The sequence below is a fragment of the Mycolicibacterium sp. CBM1 genome, assembly GCF_054073305.1.
In genome coordinates this window covers 1-10,579 of sequence record NZ_JBSXPP010000042.1, presented here as the reverse complement: position 1 = coordinate 10,579, position 10,579 = coordinate 1, and the positions used below count along the sequence as shown (strand labels likewise).

11 protein-coding genes are annotated in these 10,579 nt (G+C 68.1%); 2 read left to right on the top strand and 9 right to left on the bottom strand.

What is annotated here, in order from left to right; genetic code table 11:
• Nucleotides 1–403, top strand: a 403-nt coding sequence (locus ACXDF8_RS26805) for a pyridoxamine 5'-phosphate oxidase family protein (protein ID WP_457226271.1), incomplete at its 5' end; no start/stop codon positions are given.
• On the opposite strand, the gene ACXDF8_RS26800 is transcribed toward ACXDF8_RS26805, so the two are convergent.
• Nucleotides 382–894, bottom strand: coding sequence for a CGNR zinc finger domain-containing protein (locus ACXDF8_RS26800; RefSeq protein ID WP_457223041.1), 513 nt, complete (start codon nt 892–894; stop codon nt 382–384). The genes ACXDF8_RS26805 and ACXDF8_RS26800 overlap by 22 nt on opposite strands.
• 84 nt (nt 895–978) lie before the next feature.
• On the opposite strand from ACXDF8_RS26800, the gene ACXDF8_RS26795 reads away from it, so the two are divergent.
• The gene (locus ACXDF8_RS26795) at nt 979–1,812 is read left to right on the top strand and encodes a class I SAM-dependent methyltransferase (protein WP_457226270.1); all 834 of its coding nucleotides are present in this window, start codon (nt 979–981) and stop codon (nt 1,810–1,812) included.
• Between the two features lie 312 nt (nt 1,813–2,124).
• Here ACXDF8_RS26795 and egtE read toward each other — a convergent pair whose 3' ends face one another.
• The 8 genes from egtE to ACXDF8_RS26755 all read right to left on the bottom strand — a co-directional run bounded on the left by egtE (nt 2,125) and on the right by ACXDF8_RS26755 (nt 10,371).
• Complete coding sequence (gene egtE, locus ACXDF8_RS26790) at nt 2,125–3,240, bottom strand: ergothioneine biosynthesis PLP-dependent enzyme EgtE (RefSeq protein ID WP_457226269.1); 1,116 nt, start codon at nt 3,238–3,240, stop codon at nt 2,125–2,127.
• Nucleotides 3,237–4,202, bottom strand: coding sequence for an L-histidine N(alpha)-methyltransferase (egtD, locus tag ACXDF8_RS26785; protein WP_457226268.1), 966 nt, complete (start codon nt 4,200–4,202; stop codon nt 3,237–3,239). Before egtD ends, egtE begins: the two co-directional genes overlap by 4 nt.
• On the bottom strand, nt 4,199–4,894 hold the full coding sequence (egtC, locus tag ACXDF8_RS26780; RefSeq protein ID WP_457226267.1) for an ergothioneine biosynthesis protein EgtC: 696 nt from the start codon (nt 4,892–4,894) through the stop codon (nt 4,199–4,201). The genes egtD and egtC overlap by 4 nt, the downstream gene beginning before the upstream one ends.
• Complete coding sequence (gene egtB, locus ACXDF8_RS26775) at nt 4,894–6,201, bottom strand: ergothioneine biosynthesis protein EgtB (protein WP_457226266.1); 1,308 nt, start codon at nt 6,199–6,201, stop codon at nt 4,894–4,896. Before egtB ends, egtC begins: the two co-directional genes overlap by 1 nt.
• Nucleotides 6,198–7,487 carry an ergothioneine biosynthesis glutamate--cysteine ligase EgtA gene (gene egtA, locus ACXDF8_RS26770; protein WP_457226265.1) on the bottom strand — a complete coding sequence of 430 codons (1,290 nt, stop codon included), beginning with the start codon at nt 7,485–7,487 and terminating at the stop codon, nt 6,198–6,200. The genes egtB and egtA overlap by 4 nt, the downstream gene beginning before the upstream one ends.
• Nucleotides 7,488–7,600: 113 nt before the next feature.
• Nucleotides 7,601–8,254, bottom strand: a complete 654-nt coding sequence (locus tag ACXDF8_RS26765; protein WP_457226264.1) for a sensor domain-containing protein — start codon at nt 8,252–8,254, stop codon at nt 7,601–7,603.
• Nucleotides 8,255–8,257: 3 nt separating this feature from the next.
• A complete protein-coding gene (locus ACXDF8_RS26760; protein WP_457226263.1) occupies nt 8,258–8,686 on the bottom strand; it encodes an organic hydroperoxide resistance protein in 429 nt (142 codons plus the stop codon).
• Nucleotides 8,687–8,919: 233 nt separating this feature from the next.
• Nucleotides 8,920–10,371 (bottom strand): catalase, encoded by a 1,452-nt coding sequence (locus tag ACXDF8_RS26755; protein ID WP_457226262.1) that lies wholly within the window; start codon nt 10,369–10,371, stop codon nt 8,920–8,922.
• Nucleotides 10,372–10,579 lie beyond the last annotated feature (208 nt).

Sequence of the window (10,579 nt, the reverse complement as noted above, 5' to 3'; positions counted from 1 at the left end):
CGCGGCGATGATCACCGTCGGGACCGACGGGCGGCCCAAGGTCGCCAAGATGGAGCCCGCCGTTGTCGATGGCCGACTGCTGAGCGTCGGGCACCGCCACAAGGTCCGCACCCAACGACTGCGCCGCGACCCACGTGCGACGCTGTTCTACGACGCGCCCGGGCCAACCTGGCTCTGTGTCGAGACGACGGTCGAAATTCTGGACACGCCAACAACTCCAGCCGACATCGTCGCTTTCATGAGGTTGCGCGAACATCGGCCCGAGGGGTTGCTGGCCTGGCATGGCGACAACGGGGTCGAGATCGAATTGACCGAAACGGAGTTCGAACAGACGATGCGTGACGAGGGGTGCGTGCTGTACCTGTTCCGGATCGACAGGACCTACGGCAACCTGCCCGACTGAGCGCGCCTCGCGATGCGATGCCTGCGCACCGCATCGCGATTGGCACAGTTGTGTCGGCAGTATCTCTGGGTCCCGGGGCGGGTGAAGTCGACGAACGCGTTGTCGCAGTCAGCCCGAGCGCACACGCGGAAGCGACGCATACCGCGCGCGGTGAGAAAGTGCGCCGCGGCAGCCGTCGTTGCGCCCGTGAGGGTCGCGGCGAACCCGTCGTCGACATCGCGAAAGTGCAGATGCCAGCCCGTCTGCTCATGGTGCGAGACCGAGGCTCGTTCGGTGTATCGGCGCAGCAGGTCGTTGAGCACAGTGGCGCGGTCCTCGTCCGTGCCGGCGTCGACCAGCGCCCGCCAGGCCCGCAGGAAGCCGCGGACCGCGACCAAGTCGTCCTTACCGGCCGAACGGGGCAGCGGCAGACCGTGCTCGGTCCACCGCTGTTCGAGTTCGGCGGCCGATGCCGGCGGCCGATTCAGGAGATCGGTCACATTCCGGAGCAACGGAGCAGTGTAAGGGTTTACTGGCACAAGCTCATTACATCAAGGTGGAGGCCATTCGGAGAACCGCACGCAAGGAGCCACATCATGGGCAAGATCGCACCGCAACTGGGTGAGGTGCAGGAGACATTGCTGATCCCGCTGCTCGGGAGAGCCCACGATGCCCGGTCCCGACGTCCGATCCTGGCCGATGCCAAGGCCGTCGAGTTGGTCGATGGCTTGGACTACGGGTTCGACCGGTTCCGGGGCTGTTCGCTGCCGGGGTCGGTCATCCGCACCGCCGTTTTCGACACCTGGGTGCGGCAATACCTCCAGGATCACCCCGGCGGCACCGTGGTGGAGGTCGGGACCGGGCTCAACACCCGGTTCGACCGGCTTGATGACGGTCGGGTGCACTGGTTCGATCTCGATCTCCCCGACGCCATCGAGCTACGCCGACGCTTCTTCACCGACACCGATCGCCGCACGATGATCGCGGGCTCGGTGCTGGACACCGATTGGTTCGGCGTGGTCGAGGACGTCGCCGGCCGAACGCCGCCGATGTTCGTGATCGAGGCGGTCCTGGTCTACCTGACCGACGCACAGGTCTCCCAGGTCCTCGACGCCATTGCGCACCGATTCCCTGGCGCGCTCATCGCATTCGACACCGCCGGTACGGCGATGATCGCCGGCCAGGCCCGCAATGGGGCGATGAAGAGCGTCGATGCCCGAATGCAGTGGGTGTGCGACGATCCGCGCACGCTGGAGGCACACGGGCTGCGTCTGCTCGACACGCACACCCTGCCCGCTCCCGGACCCACTGTCACCCGGCGGCTGCCCGCGCATCTGCGCTACGGGCTGCGGGTGGCCTCGATGGTCATGCCGGTGTTGAAGAGCTACCGGTTCAACCTGTTCGAGGTCCCACAACCTGCAGAACCTTAGAGAACGGTTGCGACAGCACCGAGAAACCACCTTTCTTCCCGTGCTGGCGGGCGTCGTTGCAACACCGGGTTGTCGGAGGGAGCGCGCCTTCTATTCGGAAGGTTCGGATACCGCAGGTTCCCAGTAGCGATCGCCCTGGCGCAGGGCCGCAGATCGGAATCGGACGCGGCGAAACTGCGCCACAGCGCCGCTGCAAGGTCCACTCCAGCTGTGGGTCGCAATGATCGCCGAGGCTGCCCTGATCGAGCTGGCGGCCAGCACACGGTTCACGCCGCTGCGGGCGGCGCTGCGGGAGTTCGTCGGCTGACCGCGTCAGCTGACGGCGCGCAGCGCCGTCGCGACCGCCTCGAGATCGTCGGCCGTGTTATCCACGTGCGGCGCGATCCGCAGGACCGGGGTGTGTAGCTCCCTCGGCGCACGCTCGATGCCGGCAGCGGTGGTGACGATGCCGTGCTCGGCGATCAGCCGGGCCCGGACCTGTACCGGGTCCGCCCCGGAGGTCGGCACCAGCGTGGTGATGGCGGTCGGCTCACCCTCCGGCTCGACCACCCGCCAGCCGTCCACATCGGCCAGCGCCACCCGGGCCAGCCGACCGAGTTCGGCCAGCCCTTGCCGCACGACACTCGGACCGGCAGCCAGGTGCTCGCCCACGGCGACTGAAAAGCCAACTCGGGCAGCGATATTAGCCTCGCCGAGCTCCATGCACTGCAGAGCCGACAGCGAGTCCGCCCACGGCGGGGTGTGCAACAGGTCGGCTAGCGCCGGTCGAACCGCCAACACACCGACACCGCGCGGCCCGGCGAGCCATTTCCTCGACGAGGAGTAGACCGCGTCGACGTCGGCAACGCAATCGATCTGCCCCAGCGCCTGGGCGGCGTCGACAACGAGGGGCACGCCGAGATCGCGGCACACCGCGGCCATGGCGGCCACCGGTTGGACGACACCGCGGTGGCTACCGACTGCGGTCAGGTGCACCATGGCCGGCGGGTCGGCGGCAAGCGCGGTTCGCGCCGCATCTGGATCGAGGCGGCCGAGGGCATCGACGGGCAGCGGCACCGTGGTGAAGTCGCGGGCGTCGAATGCCGCCAGATTCGGGCCGTACTCGCCGGGCAGGCACGCCACGGTGCGTGCCATCGGCCAGACGCCGAGCAGCAGGTCCAGGGAATTGCCGGAGCCGGTGGTGAACACGACGTCGTCCGGCGACATCCCGGTCAACGCGGCCACCCCGGCACGTCCAGCCGCCAGCGCCGGCGCGGCCGCCTGGGCGGCCACGTAACCCCCGACTTCGGATTCGTGGCGGGCGTGCGCTGCAGCGGCCTCGATCGCGGCGAGCGTCTGACGCGAGCACGCGGCACTATCCACATGGATGCCGGCGGTGGGCAACCGGGCGGCTCGCCAGCGGTCGGCGAGCGCGTTAGCTTCGCTCACTTGACCGCCAGCGATAAGCCGAAGTCGCCGGCTGGGTCGGTCCACCACTGGGTGCGCCGCAGGCCGGCGGCGGCGAGTTCGCGCTCCACGCCGTCGGGCCGGAACTTGCACGACACCTCGGTGAGCATCTCCTCGCCCGCGGCGAAGTCGACCTCGAGACCGAGCGTGCCGATCGTGACGTGCTGCGCCTCGGCGGCCCGCAGCCACATCTCGATGCGTTCCTCGGCGACGTTCCACTTCGCGACGTGCTGGAAGGCCTCCATCGTGAAATCGGCGGACAGCTCTCGGTTGAGCACCGCCAGCACATTGCGGTTGAACGCCGCGGTAACGCCTGCGCTGTCGTCGTAGGCGCGCACCAGCCGCCCGGCGTCCTTGACCAGGTCGGTTCCCAGCAGCAGGGTGTCACCGGGATCGAGAACGTCTGCGAGGGTCGCCAGGAATTGCCCGCGCGGCCCCGGAGTGAGATTGCCGATGGTCGAGCCGAGGAACACGAACAACCGGCGGCCGCCGGCCGGGATCTTGCCCAGGTGCTCCTCGAAATCACCACATACCGCGTCGATTTCCAGCCCGGGATAGTCGGTAGCCAACGCCGCACCGGCCGACTCGAGCACGGTCGAATCGACGTCGAACGGAACGAAGCGGCGCAGGGAGCCGCCGTCGCGCATGGCCGTCAGCAGCGTCCGGGTCTTCTCCGAGGTTCCGCTGCCTAGTTCGACGAGGGTGTCCGCGCCGCTGCCGGCCGCGATCGCCGCGGACTGCGCGCCCAGGATCTGCGCTTCGGCGCGGGTGGGGTAGTACTCCGGCAGCCGGGTGATCTCATCGAACAGCTCGCTGCCGACGCTGTCGTAGAACCATTTGGGCGGCAACGACTTCGGCGCCTGCCTCAGTCCGGTTCGCACATCCTCGCGCAACGCCGCAGCGGCGGCGTCGGCGGCCAAGTAGTTGGACAGCGTGAACGTCACAGGATTCCTTTCAGGGGCATCAGCGTCACCTCGCCGTGGGCGACCTCGATCAGGTGGCGGTCGGGAATGTCGCGCCAAGCCGGATGGTCGTCGTAGGGCTCACTGGCCACGACCACACCGTCGTCTCGCCGAAGCACCGACAGGGTGTCGCCCCATGTGGTGGCCAGCAGTCGAGAACCGTTGGCGGCCAGAATGTTCAGCCGCGCGGCAGGGTCGGCGGCCCCGACCTCGACAATGGTGTCGCCCAGGTGGTCCAGTCCGCGGTCGAAGATCAACGCCGCCAGCACCGCGCTGTCGACGGTGGACTCGGCTTTCGCACTCACCGGCAGGACGCGCCGGTCGACGACACCGTTGTGGGACAGGATCCAGGTGCCGTCGCTGAACGGCGCGGACGCACTGGGCTCGATCGGCATGCCGACCGTCGCCGAACGCACCGCGGCCACCACGCACCCGCTGTGCAACGCCGGTGATACCGAGGCGAACGACGCATCTCCCCACAGCGGCGCAGCGCTGCGCCACCGCCGCTCCTGCCCGTCGGAATCGAAAAAGCCCACGCCCCAACCGTCTGCGTTGATCAGACCGTGCTTCTGGCGCCGCGGTGCATAGGACTGCACCCGCAGCCCGCAGGGCGGGTCGAGCACCAATGAGGCGATCGACACCGGCTCGCCCAGCCAGCCGAGATGTCGGCACATCAGGCGTCCCAGGCCAGCCGGACGCCGGAGAAGATCTGGCGACGGATCGGGTGATCCCAGTTGCGGAAGCTGGGGCGCAGGATGTCGGCGGCCACGGCCCACGAGCCACCCCGCAACACCTTGTAATCGCCGGCCCCGTTGCCCTCGAAGAAAGGCTCGGAGTAACGCTGGTAGATCATCGGTGTGAAGCCGGGCCACGGCCGCAGCGCCGAAGTGGTCCACTCCCAGACGTCGCCGAGCATCTGCTCGGCCCCGTAGGCCGATGCGCCGTCGGGGTAGGCGCCCACGGGCGCGGGCGCCAACGCGGCACCGTCGAGGTTGGCCAGCGACGGGCCCGGATGCTCGGCACCCCACGGGTAACGACGGCGCGCCCCGACCACCGGATCCCACGCACAGGCCTTCTCCCATTCGATCTCGGTCGGTAGCCGCGCACCTGCCCAGGCGGCGTAAGCCTCGGCTTCGAAGAAGGTGATGTGCTGCACGGGTTCGTCGTCCGGGATTTGTTCGACGTTGCCGAATCGGGTGCGGGTGCCCGCCAGCCCCCCGTCGTTCCAGAACGCCGGCGCCGTCAGTCCGGCCTCTACCCGGTGCTCCCAGCCCCGGGCCGACCACCACTGCGGGCGGCGGTATCCACCGTCGTCGATGAACTGCCGCCATTCACCGTTGGTCACCGGTACCCGGCCGATGCGGAACGACGGCACGTCGACAACGTGGGCCGGCCGCTCGTTGTCCAGCGACAGCGGCTCGTCCTCGGCGTCCACGCCGAGGACGAACGGGCCGGCGGCGACCAGCACCGAGGTCCCCGCAAGCCCGGACCGGCCCGGCGGAAGGACCGTGCTCGCGCCCAGGATCGCAGGTCCGGTGCGCAGGTTGAGCGCTTGCAGCATGGTTTCGTCGTGCTGGTTCTCGTGGCTGACCACCAGGCCGAACCGGAAGGCGACCTCGGCATCGTCATCGCGTTCGGGCAGCGTGTCCAGCACGTCAAGGGTCGCGGAGCGCACGCTGCGGCAGTACGCGCGTGACTGCGCCGGAGACAGCAACGGAAGATCCACCCGGCTGGCCCGGCTGTGCACGAACGCGTCGTAGAGGCCTTCGATGTTGGGCGGCAGCATGCTGGGACGCCGCGGGTCGCCGTCGCGCAGCAGCCACAGCTCTTCCTGCTGACCGATGTGGGCGAGGTCCCACACCAGCGGACTCATCAACGGGTTGTACTGGCGATGCAGCTCGGCGTCGTCGAAGTCGGTCAGGACCAAAGTGCGCTGGCGCGCCCGCTCGAGGTCGCGGGCCAGCTGGTCCCGGCCGATCACGTCGCCGCCCCTGTCTGCTGCAACACCGCACCTTCGATACCGACCCGGATCACCAAATCGGCGAAATCATCGGCGGGGCAACGTCCGTCCTCCACGTTCTCCACCAACCTCTGCATCGGCTCCGATAATCCCGCCGGCACGCGGTCGGCCACCAGTTCCACGCAGCGATTCGCCGCGGCGAAAAGCCGCTTGTCGGCCAGCCCGACCCGGGCGGCAAGGTCCCAGGCTGTGGCGACGGGCTCGACCGCTTCTGCTGCGTAGCCGGCAAGCGCTGGGTCGTCCAACAAACTCGTGAGCAGGAACACCACCGCCGGCCACACCGCATCGGAGACGCTGTCCAAATAGCGGATCTCGAGCCAGCGCCGCGGCCGCACCGGCGGGAACAGCGTGGTCAGGTGGTAGTCGAGATCGGCCGCCGTCGGTCGCCGCCCGCCCAGCAGGACCAGCCCGTCGGCCCAGTCCGCGAATGGCACGTGGTCGGTGACCGCTACCGGCTCGGGGGCGTGCACCAGCATCACCGGAGCCTTGAGGGCATAGCGCGCCCAGTCGGTGCACGGATCGTCGGCGCTGGCGCCGAGGATGGGCCCGCAGCGCGCCGAGTCCAGCTGCCCCCAGACCCGCTGACGGGTGGACTGCCAGCCGGTGAACCGGCCGCTGAGCAGCGGCGAGTTCGCCGACAGCGCAATGATGGTCGGCCCCAACGCGTGGGCCAGACGTACCCGGTCTGCCCAGCCGTCGCGTGGCCCAGCGTCCAGGTTGACCTGAATCGACGCCGTCGACGTCATCATCGCCGCGCCGGCGCCTGCGGTGCGGGACGCGACGAAGAACTGCTCCATCGCCAGGTAGCGGGCGCCGGGGTTGACGCGGTGCGGGCGGCGCAGCGGATCGGCACCGAGCAGCACCAGACCGAGACCGGCCTCGGCGAACGCTGTCTGCAGGACCTGTCGGTCGGCGGCCAGCGCCGTGATCGCCGGCAGGGGCCCTGTTGCCGGCGGGCCGGACAGCTCGACCGCGCCGCCGGGCTCGACGGTCACCGCGCTGCCCCCGGGCAGGGGGCCGACTCCGGCGATCACGTCGCTGAGTTCTGACCATCCCGGACGCCGCCGCATATCACTCAGGTCGAAGCAGTGCGCCTCGAGTTCCAGGCCCACCCGACCGACCGGCCCGTCGGTCAGCGAACTACCGGCGATGTGCAGGGCCGCCGACGACGAGCTGGTGAGAATGCGTTCCCCAGCATCCGACCCGCTGCATGACCGGTCCGGTTGTGACGTGACGGCGAGCGCCATGACATCCATCCTCGATGATGGCACCGACAAATTTCCCCGATCCTCGAGCGACAGTCTTCCTACGTGTACCCGAACCGACGATTCGTTACCGCAGCGGATGTCGCCGTGGCCTTCTACTGCCCCAGGGCGTTTTGCATCGCACCGGCGAGCACGTTGACCGCGGGTCCGCCGTTGCCGGACTGACACACCTTGGCCTGCAACAACACGTTCTCCCGCAGGCGGGTCTGGGTGAAGCAGCGTCGATCGGTATCAGCTTCCTGCTTGACCCACACCGCGTCGGTGGCGGTGGGTGCTGCTCCGCTGAACGACCACACCTGCGTGCTGCCGTCGTCGAGGTGCATGGCCGTGGTCTGCCCGGCGCACCCGGCCGTGCGGTCGGTGACCCGGTGGAAGGCCCGCGCCGCGGCGTCGGCGGTGGCGAAGACCCCGATCGCTTGCTTGACCAAATGGTTCTGGTCGGTGGCCGACGTCTGCGTCACCGCGCTGTTGAACGACGCGAGGTCGGGGTCGTAGAACACCTCGGGCAGCCCGATGTCGGCCCAGTTGTTGCAGACCGGCAGGTCCACCCAGTAGGCCTGCACCGGGTCGGTGCTGACCGACTCCCAGGTCATCGGCGCACCGACGATATTGCCGACCGAGCCCTTGCCCAGCACGGCGTAGGACACCACGCCGGGGTCCGACGGGCGGGCCTGTGCCGCAGGTGAAGTCCCGACAGCGCCGGCGATGCCGATCACCACCGCGGCCGCGGCGGCGGCAAAAGTACGCACGCCTCAGACCTTGGCGGCCAGCGTGACGTCGATATTGCCGCGAGTGGCCTTCGAATACGGGCACACCTGGTGGGCCTTGTTCATCAGGTCCTCGGCCTGGCCCTGCTCCAGCCCGGGCAGGTACCCGATGAGGTGTGCGTCGACGGCGTACCCGCCGTCGTAATCCTTGCCCAACCCGACCTGCGCGGTGACCCCGGAGGCACTGTCGAGGGTGATCTTCTCCGAACGCGCAACCAGCTGCAGCGCCCCGAGGAAACAGGCCGCGTAACCGGCGGAGAACAACTGCTCCGGGTTGGTACCCTCGCCGCTGCCGCCGGCTTCCTTTGGCGGCCGGGTTTCCATGTCGATTCGATTGTCCGACGACTTGACGTGTCCGTCGCGTCCTCCGCCGCTGGCCGTCGACTCCGCGGTGTAGATGACATCGATACTCATGGCTTCGATCATGCCAGCCGGGCTGCCCGTCATCCGGCGCGAAGCAATCCCCCGATCATGCTCAGCGAACCGCAGTCGCGATCAGTTCAAGCCTCTGCAGCGGCTGGATCAGGCCGGCGACGGTCAACCATGTGCTGGTCGGCCGCAGGAGGCGGCCGGCCAGGTGGATCACGATGAGCCAGGTGGCGACCCTGTACCTGCGCTCCAGGACCGATGACTAGCGTGCCGGCACACTAGCCGTCCAGCTTGCCGCGGACGCCCTCCTCGACCTTCTTACCGAGATCCGGGTCCACGTTGCGCCAATACTCGAACACCCGCGAGAGCACCGGTTCCTTCACACCCTTCGAGACATGACCAATGATGTTGTGCGCCAACCGCTCTCGAGCATCGTCGTCCAGAACCTCCCGGACCATGGCGCCGGCCTGGCCCCAGTCGTCGTCCTCCTCGCGCAGCGCGTAGGCGGTGCGCACCATGTCACCGTCGGATGCCCAGTGCACCTCCGCGGCGCGCTGCGGATCAGCCACCGGACCGCCCATCGAGTTCGGCGCGTAAACCGGGTCGGTGACGTTGCGGATCCGCATGGCGCCGTCCTTGGAGTAACTGTGCACCTCGACGTGCGGCGTGTTCACCGGAATCTGCTTGTAGTTCACGCCGAGCCGATGCCGGTGCGCGTCGCTGTAGGAGAAACCGCGCGCCAGCAGCATCTTGTCCGGGCTCAACCCCGTACCGGGCACGATGTTGTTCGGCTCGAAGGCGGCCTGCTCGATCTCGGCGTGGTAATCGGTGACGTTGCGGTTCAACGTCATTCGCCCCACCTCATGAAGCGGGTAGTCGCTGTGCGGCCACACCTTGGTCAGGTCGAAGGGGTTGAACCGGTAGGTCTTGGCATCCTCGAACGGCATGATCTGCATGTGCAACGTCCAGCTGGGGAAGTTGCCCGAGTCGATCGAGTCGAAAAGGTCGCGCTGGTGGTAGTCACCGTCTTCACCGGCGAGCCGATCGCCTTCCTCCTGGGTGAGGAAATCGACGCCCTGGTCGGTCTTGAAGTGATACTTCACCCAGAACAATTCGCCGGCGGCATTGAGCCAGCTGTAGGTGTGGCTCGAATAGCCGTTCATATGCCGCCAGGTCTTGGGGATGCCCCGATCCCCCATCAACCAGGCCACCTGGTGTGCCGACTCCGGAGAGAGCGTCCAGAAGTCCCACTGCATGTGGTGGTCGCGCAGATTGGACGACTGCAGACGCTTCTGGGAGCGGATGAAGTTCTGGAACTTCATCGGGTCGCGGATGAAGAACACCGGCGTGTTGTTGCCGACGAGGTCGAAGTTGCCCTCGGAGGTGTAGAACTTCAGCGCGAATCCGCGGGGATCGCGCCAGGTGTCTGGGCTGCCGCGCTCCCCGGCGACGGTGGAGAACCTGGCCACCATCTCCGTTTTGGTGCCCGGCTGCAGGAACGCTGCACGGGTGAACTCGCTGACGTCGTGGGTCACCTCGAACGTTCCAAAGGCGCCACCGCCTTTGGCATGCGGTTGACGCTCCGGGATGCGTTCCCGGTTGAAGTTGGCCATCTGCTCGATCAAGTAGTGGTCCTGCAGCAGAATCGGCCCGTCGGATCCGACCGTCAAGGAGTGCTCGAAACTCGGGGCGGGCGCCCCAGAGTCGGTGGTCGCGTATTTCTCGGTCATCGTGTCCCCTAATCTCAGGCGGGTAGCGCCTGACGTTCCAACGGGTACCCGCCGCGCCCACTTCTGTCCCATCCAGCCGAATACCCCGTCCCAGACAGCCGAATGCCCAGCGCCTGGGGGGGTGGCGCTGGGCATTCGGGGTCTTTAGGAGGGGCGCGGTGCCGGGGTTGCCGTGGCGCCCGGTCCCTGACCGCCGGGGCCGCCGGGG